This window comes from Bacillus cereus group sp. BceL291 (assembly GCF_051776705.1).
Classification (GTDB): Bacteria; Bacillota; Bacilli; order Bacillales; family Bacillaceae_G; genus Bacillus_A; species Bacillus_A cereus.
Window position 1 is genome coordinate 64029 of record NZ_JBPWAP010000011.1, and the last position, 25401, is coordinate 89429.

Genomic DNA, 25401 nt, shown 5'->3' on the forward strand with positions numbered 1-25401 from the left:
CCCTATCTAAATCTTTCTAGTGCCCATTCTGTAAATCTATGTAAATATACAATTGCTTCAGCTCTAGTTACACATACCTCAGGTTGAAAGGAATCATCTGCGTAAAGTGGAAATACATAACAACCATCATTAAATTTTTCATCTAATATATTTAAGACTGATTCGGCATACCATTTTCCTACAATTTTATCTTTATCTTTAATGTATCTCTCCGTTTGCTTAATTGTATTATTCACATATCCTCTATCTGTATATCGATTATAAATATTCATTCTTAAACGTTGTAACAAAGTAAAAAACTCTCCTCTATAAATCGTTATATCAGGAAAGAATCTATCATTATAGAGTGCGCAACTTGACATAGGGACAACTTTTTCTCCCTGCCTATTTTTGATTTGAGCACCCTTTTGATAATTGTAATTCACATAAATAGGAAACTGATTTAAATTATAAGATACATAAAGATATCCATTAATTATAGTAAAACAGTCTCGTTTAAATCCTAACGTTCTTGTAAGTGCATCTTGTATGGATTCGTCTTCATTTACATCTACATGTATTCTCTTTAACTTCTTGTTCATGCAAACTGCTATTTCATTTAAAGAGTAAGTGATATCAAATACGTAATTATTTGCTTTTTCTAACTTTTTTGCCGGATAAGCCAAAGAGCATCCGCTCATCAAAGGATAAATCTGACAGTTTTCAAGAGTATGATCTCCTTCATGTATTTCCACTACCCCAGATAAAAGAATACTAACTTCTCTTCCATTGGTTAACGGATAACCAATATGTATAAAATTATCCTCAAGTTTAGATGGGAGTGTAGGCACCCCATCAATATAAACAAACACCATTTCCCTAGAATCAGGTTTATATCCGCTTACTTCAAACTTGGTTTGTCCCTCTGTTGAAGTAAAATTATGAACCTGACGTGACTTGCCACCAATAAATTGGTTATAGGTTTTTCCACTAAATAAGGTTTCTTCTTTTTTTGCATCAATAAACATACTATCTGTTTCTAATACTGCACGATAAAACCAATCCTTTGGACCCACATCTAACCATCGCTTTGGCATTTTTAATACCCCCTCAATATCTTTTCGATGTATTTAAAAGTCCTTGTCATATAGGATGCCGTTTGAGCCCTTGTAATCCAAACTTCAGGTTGAAAATATTGTACAGGTGTTCCATCACTAGCATAAGTAGTGATAAGGCCCCTTTTTTGCATTTCATCTATATACGTTTGCGCCCAATGATTTTCAATATCTATAAAAGGATATTGATGACGATATTCGAAATCTTGTTTTCGAATTAACATAAGGTTTACAGTAATGATATATTTCGTCTCAAATTCTGCTGTTTTAATATCTAAATCACCATTAACAATCCCTAAATAAATCGTGCCTTTTTCATCATAGTATTTGTGTTCTGCACCAATAAACTGCAGCCAATCTGCAAATTCCTCTTTGCTCGCAAATAAAAATTGAATGGTAGTAGAATAATGAGAAGTCCCTTTCCCTACCAATCCTGCAGAAGATTGAATATTTTCGTTTATATGGGATTTTAATACTGGCGTTGGTGGCTTATAATCGCCAGTCATACGCCCCCTTACTTGTACAAAACGAATCCCGTTATCATAAAATAATTTACGTTTAAATACATCATCATTTGATTTACTTGGTTTTTGTTGTGCCATTTAATCACCCCTTAGTATTATAAGAAACCCCACCTAATAATTAGATGGGGTTTTGTAATTAGAATGTTGGATATCCCCAAGGGGCTGAATTTAACTGATTTCGTAGTGGTGTTGTTCTACCTTGTGCTAACCCTTTTCCTAAATTCATTCCAAGATTCGCTAACTGTTGACTAGAAGTTTGTCCAGTTACATTAGGTAAAGTAATATTGACATACATATCTCCTGATTGAACACTAAAGTTTGAATGTGTACCTTTACTTGTTAGATAATCATACTGAGACATAACCTGTACGCCTTCAGGAAGATTAAACGTTCCACCCATTTGTGCTCTTAACTCTTGGTGGATACCAATCTGTGCTTGTAAAGATTGCTTTGTCAATTCTCGAATATCTTTCATGATTTGTTCGTATTCAGATGAACCTTCTTCAAACTTACCACTATTTCGCTCTGCAATTCTTACCGCTAAGGTCTTATCTATAAGTGATTTACGATCTTGTAATTCTCTTACTCTTAGGTCACGTGCTAAGAAACTATCATCTCCTATACTTGGTCCAAAGTTCACACGTTCCTGCATGTACTTAATTTCCAAATCATCCATATTATTACCGAAATCATGTCTCCAAGCTGTAAGCCTTTGTATCCTTAAATTTTTAACTTCTAATTCAGCACTTGCGATTTGTTGACTCAATCCTTGAATAGTATCTTGTAACTGACCATCTGGATCTGCTAACTGTTGGGATTGCAGATTTGCCAGTTTACTTTTCATTTCTCCAATCATTGATTGGCTTGAAACAATCTGTGAATCAATATAAGTAGGACTCTCTGTGTTCATGCTAATAGCATTTAATGTATCCTTATACTGTTTCTTAGCCTGAGCTCTAGAAAACCCTTTCTGAGTGTCGTTAACATAAAATTCTGTTTTAATACGTTGTGCTTCAATTTGTTTTTTCTTATCTTCTAATTCAAATTCTTTTCTTAATTTATCTTCTTTATCCTTGTTACTTTCCACAGATTCTTTAACCTTTTGATATCCGAGAGTTTCAATTTTTTCACCAGTTTCAGGATCAGTGGTATAACGTTTTCCCGACTTATCCAATTGCTCCAATTCTTTCTCTCGTTCTCGGATAAATTTATGAAGCTCTTCCATTTCATTTTTATATGCTTCGCGCTCTTGTTTAATACCCTGTATACGAAGTTGCATATAATTTAACGAATCTGTTTTACCACCATTTTGAAGAAAATCATTTAACTTTAACTCATTTTTGCTGCTAACGGATTTCTGTCCATCCTGAATTCTATTTTTTATATCTTCAAAAGCAAAATAGTCATATTGACCATCTGCTATCATTTTATTTTCCCATGCTTTACGTGCTTTTTCAGCTGCCGCCCTACGCATGTTTTCTTCTGATTCTGATATAGCATCATTTTTATACTTTTCAATGAATTCTTCTTTTTGTGCTTTCTGTACTTTTGCATACTCACCTGATTCATCAAGATACTTTCTAGTCAATCCTTTTTTATCTATTTTTTCATATATTCCATTATAACCTTTATCTTTTGCTTCTTTTTCACGTTTTTTATTCTCGACCGTAACAGCTTTATCAAGGTCTCGAGTACCATATTCTTTTTCCATCCAAGCTTTAAAATTCGTTCGGAAATTCTCTCTATCTCCCAACCCTACAGCAGCACTTTCTCCAAAGATAATTTGCTTTAAACTTCCATAACCTATTTTCGTACTATCAATCAGGAAGGGAATACCCCCCAATAACCCCCCTGTAGGCTTTGTATTAATGCTTTCTAAATATGCATCTGCAGATCCAGTCGTCTTATTTTCCATTTCTTGTAATTTTAATTGTTTTTCAGATAACATACTTTGATTAGAATAAGTTGTTAACAAGTCGCCAATCATTAATGAAGCTCCCAATTGTTTTGCAAAACTTAAAATATTTTTCCCAAGTCCCATTATTGCTCCACCAGCACCTCTTGCACGCTGAGGAATAGTATCGATAAGATCGAGAAACCCTTTCATTCTATTCTTAGATGTTCCTTCAGCTTCATCAGTTACCTTTTTTACGGCGCTTGATAAATCCCTGTACGCAGTGGTACTTTGTCTTGTTTGTATAGTAGCCTTTCGGTTACTAGCCTCATATTCATCGAGTGCCTTATTAAGTCCATCCATATTATTTATTGATTTACCTACGCTTTGATAGTTTTGATCTAGATAGGTCTCAAATCCAATACGTTTTTGATCATCCATTTGAGCCAAACGACCAGCCGTTGATTTTTGATTCTCATTCATACTGTCAAAGTTAGTCCTATTTGATAAGGTATTTACTAAATGCTCTGAGAAATTTGTGGTAAAAACGTCTGTTAATAATTTACTTTGGGTAAGATTGCGAGCATTATAGGCTGAACGAGTATGTAATTCATCAGCTGTTAATTCTTTCTTTTCACCCTTATAATAGCCTTTAGATTCATCCATGATGCTAAGAAAATCGGCCATATTTTCAGCTTTTCCACCATGATCTTTTACATATTCTTTTATTTCATTCTTTCTATCCTCTTTTAAATTCGCTAATTCTTCAAAATAACTTTTTAACGTATCATTTTTCATAGCCGCACGGTAGAATTTTTTGTTATTTACTTGATTGCGTAAATCTTGGCTCTCCCCCAAAACATGATCATTTAAAAAACCTACCGCTCCGTCCACTTTACGATTTGTTAAAGATGTACCACCAAAGAATTTATTTTCCATGGTGGCTTTCTTGTAATGCTCTTCATAATTACCCAATTGACCTAATCGTTTTACTCCATGAATAGCACCAAAACCTACCAAGGCATTACCTAAAATCGTAATTAACTGTGCAAATAGCCCTGCATGTTTCTCCATTCCCTGTGCTAAGTTTGTAATAATTTTTGCTAAAGTTTGAATCTCCGGATTTAGCGCATCTAATACTGACACTAATGCATTATTAACAGATACCCCAGCTCTTTCCATTGTCACTGAAGGTGATTTCATCGTTACCGCAATCATTTCTTGAAGGCGTGCAGGATCTTTTTTAAATTCATTAATTTCTTGCTTAATCTTCCAATACGATAAATCTTTACTGTTATTTATCCCCGCTTTATGCATGGTCTCTAAAAAGGACATCAGTTTTGGTGGCTGGTTTGCCCCACCTTCTCCATACAGAATGGATTTTACTTTATCTTCTCCAATATATTTATTTTTGCTTGCTTTCGCAGTGTCTGATAGGATATCAATGAAATTTCGACGTACTTTCATACCACTCTCATTTTTTTCAAATACCTTTACACCATAATTTTCTAATTGTTTAGAAACAGATGGTAAAGTAATACGCTCTGCAATCGTTTTTAAGGCTGCACCTGCATTCTCCCCTGTTTCTCCTGAAGTTTGAATAGCTAATGCATTTAAAGTCACTGCATCTTCTGCATTCACTCCCACTGAATGGAGTGCTGTACCCGATTTTGACATAGCCTTCATAATATCTTCACTGTTCGCTTTAGTTTGACTCGTAGCAACAGCAAAAGAGTTAACTACTCCATCCAACTCCCAGACAGATAATTTAAACTGTGCCATAATTGTCTGTAATCCTGGAGCAATTGTTTCAACTAAGTCTGATTTGTTATCTAAGCGATAAACCTTAGAAGCTTGATCAACAAATTGTCGTGCAGATTGTTGATCTCCTGTTACATTTGATGCTATACCAGCTACCTTAGACATTCTTTCATAATCAATACCGTAAAGAGTGGATAAATCACGTACATTATTCATTAGATTTCCAGTATCATTATCTAATTTTAGCCAATCTGTATTTCCATTTTTGTTTTTATATTCTGGTTTCAAAGAGAAGTTTTGTGTAATCTTTAACTGTTCTAACTGAGCAATTTTAAAGGTTTCCATTGCTTTAGATATTGCAGCCATCGGATCTAGCATTGAGCCCGAAGCAAGGCTCCTAAGTTTTTTGGTAACCGCTCCAGCCATTCCAAACCCATCAAAAGGATTGTCTTGTTTTGTGGATTTACTTGTACTAGAATCGCTATTATTTGTATTACTATGACTTGATCCACTTGAGTTATTTAAAGGATTAGCACTATTTCCTGCATTAAAGCTTAACTGTCTATTACTATTCGCCTTTTGAGGGTTAGTATTAATTTCTAGAATTTCATTTCTTATATGTGCAAACTGCTTATCAACGGACTCCTTGATTTTTTTAATAATTTGCTTATTCAGCTTGTTAATTTCACTAGTTAAATATTGCGTAATATTAGAATGAGGTTCAAAGTCCACAGCTCTTACTGATTGTTTCATTGACGTCATTATTTTATTTGTTCCTGCAGTTAACTTTTTATTAATTGTATTTTCCATACCTTCAAACTGCCTTTTTAAAGCATATCCTCTTAGAGATCCTCGATCCACAGAATGAAAAGTATGAGCTAACTCGGCTGGAGAAACACCTAAATCATTTGCAATATACCTTTGAAGTTGTTTAGATATATTTTTCATAGGTACTTCTACAGATTTGAGATCAATCTTTTGCAGCCCTCCTCGTATGCCTTTTATATAATTTTCTATTAAACTATCAATACGTTTAGCTGTTTTTATAATTTCGCTATCAATGCTATTCTCTTCGCTAATAACACCCTCGAAATCAAATTTTATAGAATCTTTTATTTTCCCTCTTACTTTTTTCGTTAATTCAGATAAATCTTTCGATGAAATTGTTAATGTCTGTCCTTCAATAGCAACCTCAGGGTTCAGTAAAATAGGTTTTAATTGATTTTTAATACTTACTAAAATTTGCTTAACCGTTCCTTTAGAAATATCTAATTTAAGTCCACTCAAGTTATCTGCACTTACTAAATTCCCCCCATTTTCGCGAATGGAATTTACTAATTGTTTAATTTGATTACTAATTAACTTAGAGATTTCTTTATTAATTTTATTAAATTCATCTTTTCCAACTGGTACTACGCTATTATTCATAGCAGAATCCATATTAATGTTTATATTTTTGATCATCTTTACAATTGTTTTATTTAACTCTTTATCTACTTTAGACATCAATTGTTGAACGGTTTCTTGTTTAATACTTAAAGGTGCTGTCCCAACTGAAGATAAAGTAATACCATTTGCCTGGACGATATTATTTAATTCTTGCTCAAGTTTTGCTCTAAGGTTGCTTCCCGCTGCCTTAGATGTCTGAGCCGATAACGAAGATAAAGAGTTTTTCATAGCATCTATACGTTTTTCTATACTACCAAAACGATGATCTAGCTGTTCCAACTGTACTCCAAACTCTTTCATATTTTTTATTGACTTATCAAACTCTAGTGCAATAGTAGCACCAATATTTTGATTATTGACTGTCACTTATTTCACCTTCCTTTTACATAATAAAATCCCGCCCTATCCTCAAATAAAAAGGAAGGGCAGGATTATTTATTAGAGAATACCTGCTAACCACTCCATGTCATCAGCATTTGCAACCTCATATCCGTCAATTACTTCTTTTCCATCACTATGTTTTAGATTATTCTGTTCGGCAGCTTGAGCTGAACCGCCCCCAAATAACCCAGTGAAGGACATTGAATGTACCTTAACTGTAAACTCTATATGCTTATGGCATTTCTTTAAGTAATAGTTTAACTGAGGTAATGTCAAATCCCATATATCCTGTTTTTTCATCCCCAGATAGTGACCTAAGTTAAAGAAAATCTCTGCCCAATCAACGTAGGCATTTTCGTCATATTCTTTTTCTTCTTCCTCAGAGTCTATAAAGACTTTTTTAAGCCATTAAGTCCAATCATAATATCTATAATTTCTTTAGCTGTTACAATATCAATATAATCCCCTAAATAATGAGCTGAAATTTCTTTATAATACGGTTTAAAGCCCATCAATAGGACCTCTAATAGTTCATCATAACTATCATTACCTGTTTCATCTGCAATTAAATTAGCAATAATGACACCTGTATCAATTGTATTCAACTTTTTCATTAGGTTTTTAGCATCTTTTAATCCTAAAGGAGGGATAGCATAGGTTTTTCCATCACGTAATGTTACCTTTTCATCCTCTTCGAAGAATACTTTTTCAATAAACTCTGATTCCTGCTTAGTTAACTTTATTTCCTCTTGTTTATTAGGTTCTTGCTTTTCAACCTTCTCCTCTGCTTCCTCTACAAGAGTAGGTTCCTCGATAGCTTCTTCTCTACTTGGAATTGCTAAATTACGTTCACTCATTTAATCTCCCCCTATATTACTCTATTACCCCTTATTAAATTTAAAGAGGACGCAAGGAAGGGGATCACCTAAACGACCTCGTAACTAATATAAGAATTTATGTGTTAAATGTAACAACCTTACGAAAAAAGGTTTAAGTGATAGATATTTTTATAATCCATTCTCACCTTATCTAAAATGTTTAAAAATAAATTAATAAAAAAGAGGATACATAAGTATCCTCTTCTCTAATTAACAAACATCGCCACTTTTTTCAATTTGATAACGCTTAATAGAACCTAAACGACTGTCTGTACGTTCCCCATCAATAACTGTAAGTGTAATACTATGAGTCGCTGCTGTTTGTCGTGCTGTGTCTAATGTAAAGTTAGATTTCACTCGGCAAGAATATAGTTCAACTTGGTAACCTTGAATGCTACCATCCATTTGTTCAAAATGTCCATCATGAACAACAGATACTGTAAGAGGGAAATCACGAGAACCAATTGCCATTACATCTACAACCTCTGGGCGCTTGTAGTTCACATAAATTTGCTCTCCTTCAAGATAATCATTAAACTTAATCTCCCCTGTAGAAGGATCAATTGTATACTCACCTTTTGCAGGATTAGTTGTTACTTTTTTAAGTAATTTATTCTCTTTTACTAATCTTACAGATACATGCTCTGTCTTAGAAGAAGCTGAACCTAAAGATCCACCAAATAGAGGATTCTTAAGAGTCACTAGTCCACCTTTAACATCATGACGTTCTTCTAATACCCATACGAAACCATCAGGATCGATAGATGATGATGCCACAGGATAATAAACTACTACAGTATCACCTTCAACCGCACCACCTTTTAGTGTTACAGCTGATCCATTTACTGTAATTGCTGATTCTGGTACAAATGAACCTGCAACTTGGTTGAAAATCTGTACTTTAGGTGCTCCGCTACCTGTTAATACTAGACTAGATAATTTAATAGAAACAGGTTCAGTATCGCCAGCAATTGTTACTGTTTCATTTTTCAATTCATAGGCTAAGCCGCTAACTCCTTCTCGAAGTTTTGCCCCTAACACAAGACGTACCATGTTTAAATCAAATTTTGCATCCTCTGCAGTAATATCAATTACCTTTTTACGTAGTAGTGTATCAATAGGTGCTGAAGAGTCTCCCCCTTCAATATCAACCATATCCAACTGCACATCAAGACGCATATTCGCCATATGACCTAGTGTAATTAATTCATCACACCCTGGAATTTTAGCCATAAATTTACCTGCACCTTTAATAATCATTTTCTTATTCTTACTGTTAAACTTGTCAAATTGTGACATTAACTACACCCCTCAATTTCAAAAATAAATTCAAATCTAGTGAAATACTTATAAGAGTGTTCTATTTCACTTGCAACCTCTGCAGATCCTACATACTGACCCTTGAAAAATACTCCTTTAAATAACTGCAGAGATTGATTATCGAATAATTGATTTATTCTATCTGCAAGGTCTAATGCCAATTCCACATCATCATTTGTGTAGATATCGAAGTCAAATGTTATCACATGAATATTATTGTTTCGTTCCTTTTGAACAAATGACTTGTAAAATGCAATTAAAGGAATTTGGTTATTTAGTGCCTCTTTAGGAGACATACGCTTTTGTATGTGCATTTCATTTTCCATATCTACTGTAATATTATTAAGACCCATACATTTACGTATTACACTATCTTCTCTCAATGTCTTATGTATGCAAGCATAAACATCAGTGATACGTGGAAAGAACAACTCATCACACCCTCTTGTAAGTATTTGCAGTAACAATATAAGAAAATCACAATGAAAATTTAACATCACTTAGAATAAATTTAGTCAAACTCTATCTCACCCCATAATTACTCTTAACAAAATTAATTTTTTACCCTTAGCTTCTATTAAGCTCTCACGTACATTCTTAACTTTTGAATTGACATGATCAAAGATTTTCTTATTTATTCTTCAATTAACAAATTAGCAATTCTATTAAAGAAGTATTTGTCATTTAACATAAAACATGTAAACGATTTATTTCTCTGAATTTGTGTATAAATTACACTAAATAATTAAATCCACTTTGAAATTGATGGAATTCAATATAAAAATAATGGTTTTAAATATTTTTAGTTTCTAAAATGAGATAGTATTGAATCTATTTTTATAACAAATAATCATTATTAAATAATAGATAATAATTTATTAATAATATTATTTAGCTTTAATATGATGGATTCAGCTTTTACCTTTAAATTAAATGCTGCAATTTATACATTGTGATTCAGCAACAACCTTTAAACTAATAAGTCTCTTTACAATTCACTTGCAACTATAGTTACTTAAATTTCGATAACTACAGTGAGGTGATATCTTGAATTTACATAAAGATAGAAATTTAAATGCTACTGATATAAAAAAATATTTTTCATTTTTATACAATGATAAACAGATAAGGGTCGTTCTTACTACAAGTAATCAATTCTTATTTGTTGGATACGATATAGGAAAAAATGCGATTGGAATAAAAAATCCTTATAGCTTAATCGAAAATATGGACAATCGATCTAAATACAGTGCTGTAATTACCTTTAATCAGGATATTAACCCTCAACGCTATATTTTAGTTGATTTAGAGGGACTCCATCATATGGTCTATAGAGCCAGAAAAGTTAAGGTTAATAGATTAGATTTTATTCATTGGGCCATATCTATAGAAAAAAATATACTTTAATTCATTTTATTAAATTGGCTTTTACTGAAGTAACTATCCTTCATATGATTTAATAAATATCCCGGTTAAATATTAATTATTTTGTAACCCTCAACTTTCTAACAACTTATTACGACTTTTAAATAGGAATTGGAGGTGAGAAAATGAATTTAGATATAAGTATAAGCCTGTTGCTATTTATATCCTTAGGGGTACGCGCATTTTTATTTGAAATAAAATTTCAGTACACACGTGAAAGATTACGCAGTATTCATGAATTGTTTGAAATTTTTTTAGACTGTTCTTTTTGTAATGGCTTTTGGACTGGATTTTTTGGTTATGTAATTGTAAATGGTATTGATATTATTCTAATACCATTTGCTATTTTAGTTGGTTCTTCCTCATACTATTTAACGTTATTTGTTAAAAGTCTTACACAAAAAAATTAAGAAGCACAGTTTATGTCGTTTATTTCCTAAATTATCCATTCCACGTCTTTATCTACTTAACCCTACTAAACTTTAGTAGGGTTTATTTAATATTCCTATTATTTCTATCTCTATACAAATTTCCAAACTAAGAAATTGCTCAAAATAGCAAAGTACATTTTGTACCTTACCTTGTTTACGCAACTAAAACAATAAATAAGACGACTATTAAAGTATCGATTACCTTTAGAAATGGAGTGAACAATATGATTTTCTTTTCAAGTAAGCACCGAATTAAAGATCTTTCTTTTCTAAATAAACTTTGGATGACACCCGTAGCTTATGGACTAAAATATCTTGCCGGAACTGTAATATACATTGCAGATAAATTTGATGAAAAGGTAAGATTTGAAATCCTAAAAAGACATATCTAAAATGGAGGAAATGAGAAAATAAAAAGAGGATTTATTCACTTTAAGAAAGGTTATAACGAATTGATAAAGGCCACTTTAAATTCCTGCCATCATGCAATGAATTAAAAAACATTTAAAAATCCTTTCTTGAAAACTTTAGTCAGGGAGATACTATTCCTATAAACTATAGAGGATAGTATTAGGTATCGCGGTGATTTCAAGTATAATTACGGACTTAAAAAGTTTAAAATTGCGTTAGTAAGAAAGAATTACTCTAAGGATATTTTTACTAACGCAATCTTACTTATTTTGAAAAAACATTTTAACAATCTATAAATAGATTTTCTACCTAAAACATCGTATTATCATTAGCTGCTTCATTTGGAATCTCTTGAATTACATCCCAGTGTTCGACAATCTTTCCATCCTTTATACGAAAAATATCCACTATAGCAACTCCCTTATCTTGAGAGTTAGTACGAGAATGTACATGAAGAGCAACTGTATCTCCTTCAGCTACGAAAGGATTATGTTGCTTATAATCTTCACTTACATATTTTTAGTAAAAAAACTCATAGTTGAATTTAATGTATCTAATTCCTTTTATTATCAGAATAAGCCTTTACAACAACTATTTATTATTTATTATTTTTTATTTCATTAATTCTATAGTTTCTTTAATACCCTTACCATTATCCATTGTTATATCTAATTTCTATTTAAAACCCTTCTTTGTAAGTTTACACCTATGTATCGTGTTAAATTGTGTGTGGCAAGATAAAACAATCTTTTAAATTTAATTATTGTTAGGTAGCTTCTACGGTATGATATTATCAAACAATTAGTTATACATATAAACCTAAAATTTCAACAATCTGACGTGCCTTAGCATTATCTATATAATAATGCATCTCTAACCCTCTTCTTTCTGAACGGAGTACGGTTCTCCTCAATTTTGATAAATGTTGTGAAACAGTGGATTGGGGGAGTCTTAATATTTCCGTTAACTGTGTAACATTACATACTTTATGGTGCATTAATTCATTTACAATTTGTAATCGGACAGGATGTGCCATTACTTTTAATACATCTACATCGTCTTCATGGATTTCAGCTAGATTTCTTTCAGATATTAATGTTATCATTTCGCATTCTCCTTTATTATTAATTTCTCTTTTCCTTTTATCCTTATAATTAATACTTATAGCTGATTACCATTTGTCCTGTTGAGAAAATATATTCTCTTTTTAAAACAAAAAGGACACCAATTCATAAAAACGTTTTTTACTGCTTTAATGAATTGATGCCCTCTAATTTTTTGACCAGAATATATCTTGTTTTAAAGGATATCCTCAATTCCTTTTTCTCACATCTAGTAAAAAATATGTATTTTCTTTAAAATCCATATTAAGAATATTCTTCAAATCCTAAAAACATAAGTTTATTACAAAGTTTCTATCGAAAAACAATATGCAACTGGCTGGGGCTATTATGAAACTTGGTTTAATTGGAACTCTATGTTACCAGCTGGTACAACTTAAGAATTAGTCACTTTCTCAGACAATGGAGAAGATATTTGGGCTGCAGGCACATTCCGCTATAAAGTTGAAGTTACAAATGCTGACGGTTCTGTTGATACAATTTACATAGCGCCAATAACATTAGTAAATTAAATAATAGGTTCACTTCACATCTTATAATATATACTTTAACAATATCATTAAATCTTCACATAGATATACTGGATCATGAAAAGAAGGATTACACCTTCCTTTTTTATATTTTAAAATAAAAACGTATCCCCACCTATATTTATCTATACCAATTTAAGAAATAAATAATTCAAAAAGAAAAACACTACAACAAAGAATGTCTATTTGTTTCTTTTCGTTAATTTTCCTACATGTTGTATATAAAAAAATAAAGTAATACCTGTCATAGTAATTAAAAAGATTTGATAGTAATCAATCAACTGTAATACCCCCTCCATACAAAAATAAACTCAACGAAATATTCACTATAAAACCAACGTATGTAAAAAAACAGCTACAAGTCCATTCATAGTTTTAAAAATTTGTCCTCCTCTTCTTCTAAGAATATTCAAAATTTCAAATAGATTATCTTATATCGCCATCTTATGTATGCAGAATTACATATCAAACCATATCGAAAATCATTCTCATTGTAACTATGTTGGTTTCAAGAAGTGGTATTTTTATTTCCTTTTCAAATCTCAAAATATATTAAAGGAGGCACTAACATTGTGAAAAAAGCTATTTTAGCAGGGGCACTAGGAATTGTAGTACTATCAGATATGAATTTACCAGGAGTAGAGGCATCAAAAACAAGTGCAGCAACTACAAATTTAGAAACTCAAGAAGTTACAAAATACTACTCTATGAGTTCCTATGAAGTTTCCCAAAAAGAATCATTTAATCTTAATAAAGGGGAAGAACTTACGGTCTTTGTACAAAATTCCGGGTTCCCAATTTTTTATACAGTCTTTGATGCAGATAATCAAGTAATTGGCACATACAATGCTAATTCACCATATGGTCGCGTATTCAAAGCACAATAAGACAGTAATATTTCTGTTCAATTTCAAGCAGGAGTAAATTCTTCTTACATGAAGAAAATGAATTTCACAGCTAAATTCGCAGTTTCTAAACTTAACCAACAATAAAAAATTTAACGATCCTCTTTAAAAACAAATTAAAAAGGTATATCCCTTCAATGGGATATACCTTTAACTTTAGTGAATTTTATATTGACCAGATAACCTCTCTTGCGCCATACGAACTAAACGTTTCGTAATCTCTCCACCTACTGAACCATTTGCTCGTGAAGTTGAATCTGGTCCAAGTGTAACGCCAAACTCCTGAGCAATTTCATACTTCATTTGCTCAATTGCACTTGCTGCCGCCGCTACCAAAATCTCGTTTGAATTATTATTTTCTCGAATTTGCATTTCTAATACACCTCCATTTAATTGGTAATATCATGCTCTATTTCCAATTAAATATGCAAAATTTATATTTATTTAAGTAAGCGTGTGATTTACATTAATACATTCCAATTAAAAAAGATTTTACAAATGAATCAATATAATCCTTATTGATTATATTGAATTTTGAACTCTCCATTAATTCTTGTAACTCTTGTGATAGCCAACTTAATGATGTTGCTAGTTTCGCAATAGTGAGTTTAGTGTTTCACTTAACTCTTTGATGTTCGGATATTAACAATATATTGTTAATAATCACCATTTTATAGGTACACCTACATATAGGCCAAGTATGCAATTACAGAACGTTTGTTATAAAAAAACGTAAACATGTCAAACAAAAAAGACTCAATTACTATATCTCATACCTTCTTTTAAATATAAATCTACTACCTCGTTCTTAAATTCTATATTGTTAGTGACTCTAATTTTCCCCATAGAAAAATCCGCTCTTAATTCTCAATCAATTTCTTAAATTTCTTTTCTAATTGATCTGGTGGTAATACACCTCGTACATGATCTACTATAATTCCATCCTTATTAACAAAAAATGTCGTCGGTAAAGAGAATACTTTATAATCTAGTCCAGCTACTCCGTCCATATCTAGTAGAACCGGAAACTCAAATCCATAGCGATTAGCAAATGCGCTTGCTTCTTGTACTGGGTCACTAACAGTTGCATTCACCGCAAAAATTTCAACATCCTTTTTATATTTATCATACATATGAACTAAGTCAGGTGCCTCCATTTCACACGGCCCACACCATGATGCCCAAAAATTAATAATATATGGTTTTCCCTTGGCATCATTTAACGACTGCAACTTTCCGTCTAATCCTTTTAATGTGATGCCAGGTGCTTTAAAACCTACTTGTGGTAATACTTCTTTCTCTTGTAACTCTGCTTGCTTTGCTTTTCTTTCCTTTTCTTCTTTCTTTGAATTATAAAAGTTAACCCCCGCCCAAGCGAGAGCACCTACTAGTATAATAGCAATTAGTTTCTTCACTTTTCTTCCTCCTCATTTTTAAAAACCTGTAAATCCACCGAATAGACGAATAAAGAATGCTGTAATTTTCGTCATTTGATTTGTATACAATAAAATACCTGTTACAATCATCATTCCACCGCCAATTTTCATCATGACATTGGCATATGTAACAATCCATTTTACCTTCCCAATAAAGAATGCCATCACGAAAAATGGAATCGCAAACCCAAGAGTATACGCTGTAATATAAAGAAGTGCCCCTTCAGGATTCGTCGCGCCAAGCATGAGTACAGCTGAAAATATCGGTCCAACACATGGCGTCCAACCCGCTGCATATGTCATACCGACTAAAATCGAGCGAATATATCCAGTCGATTTACTTCTATACTGCACCTTTTTCTCTGCCATAAGCCACTTAGGCTGAAACAAGCCCGTCATAAATAGCCCCATTAAAACAATAAAAATCCCACCAATTTGTTGAATCAATTTTTGGTTAGATGAAAATGTTATTCCAATCCAGCTTACCGATAAACCTAACGCGTAAAATATAACCGAAAATCCGATCATAAAAAATACTGTATGTATAATCGCTGATTTTTGCATAATCCCACGATTTTCTTTTAAATCTTGAATAGACACACCTGTAATATAAGATAAATAAGATGGATATAGCGGTAAAGAGCACGGTGATATAAATGACAATACTCCCGCCCCAGCCACAAGCCAAATTGTTAAATCTGCTGCATTCATTTTATTCCCCCTAAAACACTACAATGAGTAGTGTTTACCCTAAAAAAAAGAGGCTATATGCACTCTCCAACAATAAGTACAATCGACACACAGAATAACCCTATTGTTACATATACCGAGTTCGTATGTAACGGAATAGTAAGCTTAGCAACCTTTTCATTTAACACTTGCTCGATTCGTAAATTTATTGCTGTTTTTGCAAATGAAGCTGTAACACATCGATTCTCCATTGTCTTTATTTTAATTAATTTTAATAACGCGCTACCTAACTCAAATGAAGATTCCATTTTTTGCATCGCATATTTATCTGCTGCTAACTCTTGATACGTATGATATCGTTGTAACAATTCTTTTAATATCGGGATGTACATCATTCCTTCTGCTAATAACGTAAAACAAAATAATTTTAGCGGATCCCAATTATTTTGATGATATTCTTCATGGAAAATAATCGCATCAATCTCTTCATCTGAAAACGTCTGAAGCAAACCTTCCGACATGACAACTTTCGGATGGAATAATCCAATTGTAAACGCTGCAACTTCCGCAGTCGGCAGTATATATATTTGTTTCCCTTTTCTAATAAATGGGATAAGTACTTTTTGTACTTTTTTACTATAGAAAAATTGCCGCCAAATTCTTTTACACACAATCAATACAGTAATTAATAATAACCCCGCTACTATAATACGAACCATTGATAGTTCTTTCATATGTTTTTCTAACTGAAACAAGCAAAACTTTGAAAGGAAGAATGCCTTGTGTTGAAAGAGAAATGGATATGTAACATAATACAATAACAAGCTGAAAAAGAGGGTACTAACAATGAGCGCTAACAATACGATTTTACGCATTTGCCATTTCATTTCATCGATCCTCTTTTTTTAACTGATTCAATTTGTCTTCTAATTTTTTTATTAAATTCGGATCAGCCTGCTCTAGCTCATCTATCATATGAGTTACAACTAAATCTCCAAATTCCCCCACTAATTCCTGTGTCATTTTCTTCGTTTGATTGGATAAGAATTCTTCTTTCGTTTGTATAGCACGATATATGCCACTTCTTTTCACAGTCTGTTTTTCTAGGTGTAATTTCCCTACTAACCTGTTCATAACTGTCATAACAGTATTAAAATTCACAGGCGATTCTTCACTTAATCTCTGCTGCACTTCTTTAATAGTAATACCTTCAGTAGACCAAATAATCTCCATAATTTTCGCTTCAAGCGGTCCAAAGAAATGATTTAATCCTTGCTCATTTAACCTATAGTTTTGCGTAAACATCGTATGACTCCTTTCACACTACGAATTGTAGTACAAATTAAATGAGAGGTCAAACGCGAGTAATATAAACTAAAATTCACTACCTATAAATACGTACATCATTCTATTCATTATAAGCCTAACTTATCTCCAAATGTATCAAAGAGATACTGCTCTAATATTTGTACACTAAACTTCTCATTACGCCCAAGGGCAAATAATTCCCGATCTTTCGCTACGATAGTATCTAACGGAATAACTACATTATCCACTATTTTTACAATTTCGATTATATTACTTTTCACATTCACTTCTGTTTTAAATTCAACGTTTTCTAACACTATATGTGAACGTCTTCCTGATGCAAAAAAAGTAAAATTAGGATTTTTAACAACGCCAATTTCAGTCTCTAACGCATATAAATAGTGAAAAATTACATCTCTATGTCCATCTTTTATTATTTTTTCATCCTTCTCATCGTCTAAGTATTCTTTCAGCTTCGTTGTAAATTCAAATCGAAAATCCACTTTTTTCACGCTCCTTCTTTGTATTTCATATTAAATAAATATATTGAAATAATTTTACCATATTGTAATAAAACTTCCTATTAAAAGTAAAAACTGTTTTAGAAAATCGCTATTATTTCCGATACCCTTTTAAAATATAAGTATGAATTCAATATGAATGAATGCGTCATTATATCTATTTAAACATATTTTTTCCATATTTTGAAACATTAGTATGAAATATTATATATCAATGAATGGTTTCTAATGCATTGGTATATATAGTCAGTAGTTTCTTTACTATTCCGATATACTTAAGCTATATTTTCTAATTATTGATTACATTACGGAAGGAATGTAACTCTCTTCTATCGAATTTTTATATAACAAAAATGATTAGGTGGTGCTTTACTATGAAATTAGCTGTCATTGGTGGCGGTGATTTACAAGATTCAAATCACTTGCCTATTAATGAACGCCTTATAGAATTAACAAATAAACAGTATCCAAAAGTATTGTTTATTCCAACGGCTAGTCATGATGATGAAAGCTATATAAAATTATTTTTAGACACGTTTGAAAAACAATTACATTGTGAAGTACAAATTTTACGCATTACAACAGATTCACCTTCTAAGTATGAAATAGAGGAGATGATTCATTCAGCCGATTTAATTTATCTAGGTGGCGGAAACTATATTCACATGCTTACGCAATGGAAAGAACATAGACTTGATGAAAAATTATTATTGGCTCTGCAACAAGGAACACTTATTGCTGGTTATAGCGCTGGTGCTATGTGTTGGTTCACGTCTAGTATCCGATCAGATTATGAAGGTTCTGGTTACATAGAGAGTAACGGATGGGGTATTGTTAATAAAAGATTTTGTCCACATTATAATCAATTAAACAGAATGAACGCCTTCCATTCCTTTTTACAAAATCATCAAGGGAATATAGAAGGAATTGCACTGGAGGATAATTGCGCTTTATATATTACAGAGGAATCCTTTGAGATTATCGGTGAACCGGAAAAAGCGTGGGAGTTTTATATGAGTGATAAAACACTCATTAGACAACATTTTGATATAACTTTAAAAAGCTATTTGTAAACCTGCACTTACGAAAAAATGTCCCTAAGTCTAATAACTTAGGGACATTTTTCTATTTAACTAACTAATCGTGTAATTCGTTTCTTTTGCCATGAAAGCTTATAATATGCATACTGCAATAGTAAGCTGACAATAAATGCTGCTGGATACCCGATCCAAATGCCTTCTATTCCAAGACTTGTATGGTAAGAAAGATAATATGCTACGGGTACTTCTACAAGCCAAATTGAAACAACTCCAATAACAGTTGGCCAAAGTACTGTACCGCTCGCTCGCATTGTCGCACTAATAATTTGTGCATGACCGAAAATTAAATAACTCCATAACGTAATCATAACTAAGCTATGAGCAATTTCAATTGTAGTTTGACTCGTTAAAAATAGTGATAAAATGTCTCTTGAGAATAAATAAATAAGAGATATTAACGCACCACCGATGACGTAGTTCATAATAATTCCGGCCTTCACAACTTTCTGCAATCGATCAAATTGATTCGCCCCAATTGATTGTGCTGCAAAAATAGAAACTGTAATACCAAGGCTAACTGCTGGCATTTGTACATAACTTGCAACTTGATTCACAACGCCGTAAGCAGCTGTTGCATCCGAACCGTAACGATTTACAAATGCGATTACGGCAATCTCAGATAATGAAACTAATATCATATTTATACTTGCCGGTATACCGAGCCTTAGCAATAGCTTTAATAACTCCCCATCCATTCGAAGGTATTTTCTAACCGTTCCATCTAGTTGTAATGGGTGATTTTTCTTCTTTAAATACACAAGCATGACAATAAACGTAATAACTGTAGATATAACAGATGCATAGGCTGCTCCATACACATCTAATTTCGGAGCTCCTAACCATCCAAAAATAAGAACTGGTAATAAAATCATATTTAGTGCTGTACTTACAATTAAAAAGTAAAATGGCGTTTTAGAATCTCCTGTACCTCTCATAAATGTTGTATATGCGAAATATAAAAATAATACTGGCATCGATATAAATAAAATCCGTGCATAATGTACACTTATTTCAATAATATTTTCTGGCGTTCCCATTAGACGCATAATATCCATCGCAAAAATACTTCCTATTATCGCCAACACAACTCCAATAATAAAGGTAAATGTCAGCGTCGTACCAACGATAGCTTTTAAACGAGCTTCGTTTTTAGCACCAAACGCCTGACCAATTAAAATAGAGCTCCCTGAACCGATACCAATTACAAATGAAACGAGCAAGAAAAATAATGGGAAGAATGCTGATATGGCCGCTAAATCATTAACTCCAAGCCATCTTCCTACTACTACCATACCAAATAATTGTCCAACTGATTGTAGTACATTACTTAATAATAACGGTACTAAAAACATCGACATCGATTTCCAAATTGGTTTACTCTCACTTTCCAACTCATGTGACTCCGCACCTTCTTTATTGTTATCTGCAGGTGGTTTCAAATTTCATTTCTCCTTTTCTTAAAAATCTATTTTCAATATCTATCTCTTTGTATAGTTGTTATAATACTGTGCTTCTATTCATTTTCTTTTCATATGATTATAACTTCACCCAATATTGACTTCCATCGGCTGTTCGATCTAAAAATCCATATTCGATTAAATATCTTCTTAACGTTACGAAATCAGGGTATACATTTTCTATCACTGTATTTACTTCTTTTTCAGTATACTTTTTATTACTATCAAACTTCTTCACTAAATGACGCAATATAATTAATTTACGCTTTTGTTTCTTCGGAAATTTAGAGAGAGGTCCATCTAACCCTTCTGTAAAATGAGCTTTTAATACTTCATCATTTTCTTCTTCCGTAATATTGTATCGATCATCTACCATCGTTGCTGTTCTATGAATTGGCACAAATTTCGTTTGTACTTTTGATTTTTCTTCTGATAATTCCATTAGCGCTAAAAATACTTTTGCTTGTTTCATTTTCTCTCGCAGTGTAAATCGATGATTACGAATTGTTGATGTACTTCCGCCATCCATCTCTTTTACAATTTCTTTATCATTCAGTCCCATATAGAAAAACTGAACCATTTTCTTTTGTAAATCCGTTAATCCAGTAAATTTCTTATCCATATTTAGCAAATAATCAAACATAGACGTATGCTCATTTTGAATATGCAATTGGACGAACTTCTCTGCTTCATACAAAACTTGATTATCTTGATAAATAACACCTTTAATAAATGTTTCACCACAAGCTAAGCAAATGTACCCCTCTTTTTCTTCATCAAACACATACCCTTTCTTTAATTCCTCTATTGACGCATCCCAAAACTTCTCTGAAATATCGCTCATACTAAACACTCCTTCAAAATGTTTATTTAAAAACCAAACAAATCGCTATATCGTTTATTATTACTTCATCATCTTATCACAACACAAACAAACATTTCAACATTTCGTTTGCCCATTTTATAAACTTTTATAAAAACATCTATCGAAAGGATTTAATACAACGAAAAGCGAATATGTTTATACAAATTCATTTTATAGGATGTAAAATAGAACATGAATATTCTTCAAGACCCTTGGTTTACCGTTAAGTAAATTGCACAGAACGCATATGCGATTAGTGAATATGGAACTGGTATTCACTCATTACAAAACTTCAGTATTCAATTTTAACTACAAAAAAGATGTTTTCGTATAAGAAAACATCCTTTACTTTTTATATATTCTATTTACAGTCTCTACTAAAACCTTACTTGCTTGTACAAATGTATGCTTTCGATTTCTATCTTCAACAAATTTATTAGCACAACTACTCATAATCATCATACAACTAATTATGACTAACGCTATCTTTCTATTCTTGTAAGTCACTTTATGCCACTCCACTATTACAAAACTTCTTTTGAATTTATCCCATCAAGAAATTTTACATGAATAATAAAACGTGTGAATATGCAATTCTGCATATTCACACGTTTTATTACAATGTTATGATTTAATTTAGTTAAAGAACAAGTATACCGAGGTGACTAACTTGAAATTTAAAGCGAAAAAAAATCCATTCCACGTCATTTTCATTACATTATTTATAATTATTTTTTTCGTTTCGTTATTCTTTCAAAATGAAAATTCTATTTTTTTCACTCTCATGATGCTGCTAAATATCGTGAATCTTTCTTCATTCTATTTCTCTCACTACAACGTAACGGAATCATCTCTTGTTGTAAAACACGGTTTCATACTTCGTACTGAAATCCCATTTAAAGACATTCGCCATATTAAGCACTCTGGCAAAAAACTTCGTTCAAAAAAATGGACTAGGCAACAATTAGAAATTAATTATAATTTATTTGACTCAGTGACCTCTTTCGTACCACAAGAAGAAGAAAAATTCATTTCACTCTTAAAAGAGAACTGCCCACAGATGAAAGTAATGAATACGCCTGCTAACAAATAATATATTTTGAAGCTTGCATTATTGCAAGTAGATGAAACTTAAAAATGAACATCAAAAAGCCAAGATTCTATACTCAGAACCCTGGCTTTTTCTATTACTCTTTTGGAGCAATCATTTTCTTTGGATCTACAATTTCATCAAATTGCTCTTCTGTTAGTAGCCCAGATTGCAATGCTGCTTCTTTTAAAGTTAATCCTTCTTTATGAGCATGCTTCGCAATTTTCGCTGCATTTTCATATCCGATATGTGGGTTTAGCGCTGTTACAAGCATTAGTGAGCGATTCACATTTTCATTAATTACTTCTTCATCTGCTTCAATACCAACTGCACAATTGTCATTAAACGAAACAATTGCATCCGCTAATAAGTGAGCTGATTGTAAGAAGTTATAAGCAATAACAGGTTTAAATACATTTAACTCAAAGTTACCTTGGCTCGCAGCAAATCCGATTGTTGCATCATTCCCCATTACTTGCGCTACAACCATCGTTAACGCTTCACTTTGCGTTGGATTTACTTTACCTGGCATAATAGAGCTTCCCGGTTCATTTGCTGGAATAATAATTTCTCCAAGACCACTACGTGGACCACTTGCAAGCCAACGTACATCGTTAGCGATCTTCATTAGATCCGCAGCTAATGCTTTTAATGCACCGTGAGTATATACAACTTCATCATGGCTCGTTAATGCATGGAACTTATTTGGTGCAGAAACAAATTGTTTACCTGTAAATTGACTAATTTCCTCTGATACCATCTCACCAAATTTAGGATGAGCATTAATACCTGTTCCAACCGCAGTTCCACCAATTGCTAACTCTTTCATATATGTATTGCTCTCTGCAATCATACGCTCTGTTTTTTCAAGCATACGGTGCCATCCGCTAATTTCTTGCCCTAAAGTTAACGGCGTTGCATCTTGTAAATGTGTACGACCAATTTTTATAATATGTTCAAATGCAGTTACTTTTTCTGCTAAAGTTTCTTTTAATTTCGTAATTGCTGGTAATACGTGATTTTCTACTGCGATTACACAAGCTACATGAAGCGCCGTTGGAAATGTATCATTTGAACTTTGTGACATGTTCACATCATCATTCGGATGAATATGTACGTCAGATCCCTTCTCTTTCAAAATTTGATTCCCACGATTTGCAATTACTTCATTCACATTCATGTTTGACTGTGTACCACTACCTGTTTGCCATACGACAAGCGGAAAATGTTCATTCCATTTCCCTGCAATCACTTCATCCGCAGCTTCTACAATTGCTTCTGCTTTTTCTTCTGATAGCTTTCCTAATTTTTGATTGCTAAGCGCTGCACTCTTCTTTAAAATTGCAAATGCTTTTACAATTTCAAGCGGCATTTGCTCTGTTCCAATTGGAAAGTTTTCTTTACTACGTTGTGTTTGTGCTGCCCATAATTTATCAGCTGGAACTTTTATTTCTCCTAATGTATCTCTTTCAATTCTGTACTCCATGTTTTCATCCCCTTGAAAATATAATACCTACATCTCTTATAATAACAGATTTTCTCTTAAATGATAAGAATTCTCACTCTTATATATAGATATTCTATATTTATTTTAAAAAATTCCTCTTGACCTAAACTTAAGTTTAGGCTGTATCCTTTCCATTGTAACCTACTATAACATTACTGGAGGAATTCAATATGAAAAAATATGCTTTTATAACAGGTGCGAATAAAGGAATTGGATATGAACTTGTTCGTCAATTAGCAGAAAAAGATTATCACGTATTTTTAGGTGCTCGTAATGAACAACTTGGACAACAAGCCGTAGAATTTTTAAATGTTTCAAACGTTTCCTATATTCAAGTAGATATTTCAAATTCACAATCCATTCAAGAAGCAACAAAGAAAATTTACGAAACGACTGATCACTTACATTTATTAATTAATAATGCAGGCATAGCGCTAGACTTCAATATGCTACCTAGTGAATTAAATATTGAAACTTTACGCCAAGGATTTGAAGTTAATTTTTTTGGAACTTTCCAAATGATGCAAGCCTTTTTACCATTATTAAAGAATTCAAGCAACAGTAAAATAATAAATGTAACAACTGACATGGCCTCACTAACAATGTTTGCTAATGGTGAAACACATCCAATTAATACACTAGGATATAATTCTTCAAAAACAGCTATTAATGCTTTAACATTAGCTTTTAGTAAAGAATTTGCCACTAACGGTCCAGAAGTATTTGGGGTAACTCCTGGTTTTACAACTACGGATCTTAATGGAAATTCCCCCGGTGGCCATACAACCACTGAAAGTGCTAAAATTATTATTAAATATGCATTAAGTGAAACAAACTATAATGGTAAAATACTTAACAAAGATGGCATTATACCTTGGTAATAAAAGGATGAATGATATGTATTATACAATTGGGCAAGTCGCCAAAATGCAACACTTAACTATTTCTCAAATACGTTATTACGATAAACAAGGACTGTTTCCTTTTCTGCAAAGAAACGAAAAAGGAGATCGAGTTTTTGATGAAGAAGCACTGAAATATTTAGAGATGATTTTGTGTTTAAAAAACACTGGTATGCCAATTCAAAAAATAAAACAATTTATCGACTGGTCTATGGAAGGAGAATCTACCATCCTTCAAAGGTTAGAATTAATGAAACAACAGGAGACCAATGTCTTACAGCTCATTCAAGACACTGAAAAAAACTTAAAAAAGATACAACAAAAAAATTGCTAAATATGAGAATGAAATAACTTCAGCAAATGCTATTAAAAAATAAAAAAATCACCTTCTACATATTGTA

General features: G+C 32.3%; 23 protein-coding genes and 3 pseudogenes. 7 read left to right on the forward strand and 19 right to left on the reverse strand.

From position 1 onward, the window contains the following. Window positions 1-2: 2 nt before the first annotated feature. From ACS2CR_RS10315 to ACS2CR_RS10345, 7 genes are all read right to left on the reverse strand, one after another. Window positions 3-1076, reverse strand: a complete 1074-nt coding sequence (locus ACS2CR_RS10315; protein WP_053514186.1) for a hypothetical protein — start codon at window positions 1074-1076, stop codon at window positions 3-5. A 2-nt stretch (window positions 1077-1078) separates the two neighbouring features. Next, complete coding sequence (locus ACS2CR_RS10320) at window positions 1079-1696, reverse strand: S-layer homology domain-containing protein (protein WP_000068593.1); 618 nt, start codon at window positions 1694-1696, stop codon at window positions 1079-1081. Between the two features lie 58 nt (window positions 1697-1754). Continuing rightward, window positions 1755-7088: a phage tail tape measure protein gene (locus tag ACS2CR_RS10325; protein ID WP_309567988.1), complete on the reverse strand. Its 5334-nt coding sequence runs from the start codon at window positions 7086-7088 to the stop codon at window positions 1755-1757. Between the two features lie 72 nt (window positions 7089-7160). After that, entirely contained in the window at window positions 7161-7379 is a 219-nt protein-coding gene (locus ACS2CR_RS10330; protein WP_226799801.1) for a hypothetical protein, read from the reverse strand. 110 nt (window positions 7380-7489) lie between these two features. After that, a complete protein-coding gene (locus ACS2CR_RS10335) occupies window positions 7490-7960 on the reverse strand; it encodes a hypothetical protein (protein ID WP_000004089.1) in 471 nt (156 codons plus the stop codon). A gap of 231 nt (window positions 7961-8191) precedes the next feature. Continuing rightward, complete coding sequence (locus ACS2CR_RS10340; RefSeq protein ID WP_053514188.1) at window positions 8192-9280, reverse strand: hypothetical protein; 1089 nt, start codon at window positions 9278-9280, stop codon at window positions 8192-8194. Further along, on the reverse strand, window positions 9280-9732 hold the full coding sequence (locus ACS2CR_RS10345) for a hypothetical protein (protein ID WP_000465972.1): 453 nt from the start codon (window positions 9730-9732) through the stop codon (window positions 9280-9282). The genes ACS2CR_RS10340 and ACS2CR_RS10345 overlap by 1 nt, the downstream gene beginning before the upstream one ends. A gap of 616 nt (window positions 9733-10348) precedes the next feature. Here ACS2CR_RS10345 and ACS2CR_RS10350 point away from each other — a divergent pair. Both ACS2CR_RS10350 and ACS2CR_RS10355 read left to right on the forward strand, forming a co-directional pair. Beyond that, the gene (locus ACS2CR_RS10350; RefSeq protein WP_044584301.1) at window positions 10349-10708 is read left to right on the forward strand and encodes a hypothetical protein; all 360 of its coding nucleotides are present in this window, start codon (window positions 10349-10351) and stop codon (window positions 10706-10708) included. 143 nt (window positions 10709-10851) lie between these two features. Next, window positions 10852-11136, forward strand: coding sequence for a hypothetical protein (locus ACS2CR_RS10355; protein WP_044584300.1), 285 nt, complete (start codon window positions 10852-10854; stop codon window positions 11134-11136). 741 nt (window positions 11137-11877) lie between these two features. Here the strand turns inward: ACS2CR_RS10355 and ACS2CR_RS10360 are convergent. Beyond that, window positions 11878-12087, reverse strand: a pseudogene (locus tag ACS2CR_RS10360) (nuclear transport factor 2 family protein); the annotation flags it as partial. Between the two features lie 286 nt (window positions 12088-12373). Then, on the reverse strand, window positions 12374-12673 hold the full coding sequence (locus ACS2CR_RS10365; protein WP_000631354.1) for an ArsR/SmtB family transcription factor: 300 nt from the start codon (window positions 12671-12673) through the stop codon (window positions 12374-12376). Window positions 12674-13791: 1118 nt separating this feature from the next. On the opposite strand from ACS2CR_RS10365, the pseudogene ACS2CR_RS10370 reads away from it, so the two are divergent. After that, a pseudogene (locus ACS2CR_RS10370) lies at window positions 13792-14211 on the forward strand (hypothetical protein). A 69-nt stretch (window positions 14212-14280) separates the two neighbouring features. On the opposite strand, the gene ACS2CR_RS10375 reads toward ACS2CR_RS10370, so the two are convergent. The 6 genes from ACS2CR_RS10375 to ACS2CR_RS10400 form a co-directional block, all read right to left on the reverse strand. After that, on the reverse strand, window positions 14281-14496 hold the full coding sequence (locus ACS2CR_RS10375) for an alpha/beta-type small acid-soluble spore protein (RefSeq protein ID WP_001167053.1): 216 nt from the start codon (window positions 14494-14496) through the stop codon (window positions 14281-14283). 488 nt (window positions 14497-14984) lie between these two features. Continuing rightward, on the reverse strand, window positions 14985-15539 hold the full coding sequence (locus tag ACS2CR_RS10380; RefSeq protein WP_000733173.1) for a TlpA family protein disulfide reductase: 555 nt from the start codon (window positions 15537-15539) through the stop codon (window positions 14985-14987). An 18-nt stretch (window positions 15540-15557) separates the two neighbouring features. After that, a complete protein-coding gene (gene ccdA, locus ACS2CR_RS10385; RefSeq protein WP_050821757.1) occupies window positions 15558-16271 on the reverse strand; it encodes a cytochrome c-type biogenesis protein CcdA in 714 nt (237 codons plus the stop codon). Between the two features lie 53 nt (window positions 16272-16324). Further along, complete coding sequence (locus ACS2CR_RS10390) at window positions 16325-17137, reverse strand: M56 family metallopeptidase (RefSeq protein WP_016109726.1); 813 nt, start codon at window positions 17135-17137, stop codon at window positions 16325-16327. 1 nt (window position 17138) lies between these two features. Continuing rightward, entirely contained in the window at window positions 17139-17555 is a 417-nt protein-coding gene (locus tag ACS2CR_RS10395; RefSeq protein WP_016109725.1) for a BlaI/MecI/CopY family transcriptional regulator, read from the reverse strand. 110 nt (window positions 17556-17665) lie between these two features. Next, window positions 17666-18061: a DUF3942 family protein gene (locus ACS2CR_RS10400; protein WP_016109724.1), complete on the reverse strand. Its 396-nt coding sequence runs from the start codon at window positions 18059-18061 to the stop codon at window positions 17666-17668. A 392-nt stretch (window positions 18062-18453) separates the two neighbouring features. Between ACS2CR_RS10400 and ACS2CR_RS10405 the strand changes: the two genes are divergently transcribed. After that, a complete protein-coding gene (locus ACS2CR_RS10405) occupies window positions 18454-19152 on the forward strand; it encodes a peptidase E (protein ID WP_000762121.1) in 699 nt (232 codons plus the stop codon). A 56-nt stretch (window positions 19153-19208) separates the two neighbouring features. On the opposite strand, the gene ACS2CR_RS10410 is transcribed toward ACS2CR_RS10405, so the two are convergent. From ACS2CR_RS10410 to ACS2CR_RS10420, 3 genes are all read right to left on the reverse strand, one after another. Beyond that, on the reverse strand, window positions 19209-20618 hold the full coding sequence (locus ACS2CR_RS10410) for an MATE family efflux transporter (RefSeq protein ID WP_153602483.1): 1410 nt from the start codon (window positions 20616-20618) through the stop codon (window positions 19209-19211). A gap of 97 nt (window positions 20619-20715) precedes the next feature. Then, a complete protein-coding gene (locus ACS2CR_RS10415; protein WP_001280278.1) occupies window positions 20716-21480 on the reverse strand; it encodes a DUF2087 domain-containing protein in 765 nt (254 codons plus the stop codon). 366 nt (window positions 21481-21846) lie between these two features. After that, window positions 21847-22008 carry a hypothetical protein gene (locus ACS2CR_RS10420; protein ID WP_000221432.1) on the reverse strand — a complete coding sequence of 54 codons (162 nt, stop codon included), beginning with the start codon at window positions 22006-22008 and terminating at the stop codon, window positions 21847-21849. A gap of 163 nt (window positions 22009-22171) precedes the next feature. Between ACS2CR_RS10420 and ACS2CR_RS10425 the strand changes: the two genes are divergently transcribed. Further along, on the forward strand, window positions 22172-22594 hold the full coding sequence (locus ACS2CR_RS10425; protein WP_000669071.1) for a PH domain-containing protein: 423 nt from the start codon (window positions 22172-22174) through the stop codon (window positions 22592-22594). A 94-nt stretch (window positions 22595-22688) separates the two neighbouring features. Here the strand turns inward: ACS2CR_RS10425 and fumC are convergent, their stop codons facing one another. Then, window positions 22689-24077, reverse strand: coding sequence for a class II fumarate hydratase (gene fumC, locus ACS2CR_RS10430; RefSeq protein ID WP_000456608.1), 1389 nt, complete (start codon window positions 24075-24077; stop codon window positions 22689-22691). Between the two features lie 191 nt (window positions 24078-24268). Here fumC and ACS2CR_RS10435 point away from each other — a divergent pair, with 191 nt between their 5' ends. Then, complete coding sequence (locus tag ACS2CR_RS10435; protein WP_053514190.1) at window positions 24269-24979, forward strand: SDR family NAD(P)-dependent oxidoreductase; 711 nt, start codon at window positions 24269-24271, stop codon at window positions 24977-24979. Between the two features lie 16 nt (window positions 24980-24995). Continuing rightward, window positions 24996-25377, forward strand: a pseudogene (locus ACS2CR_RS10440) (MerR family transcriptional regulator). Window positions 25378-25401 lie beyond the last annotated feature (24 nt).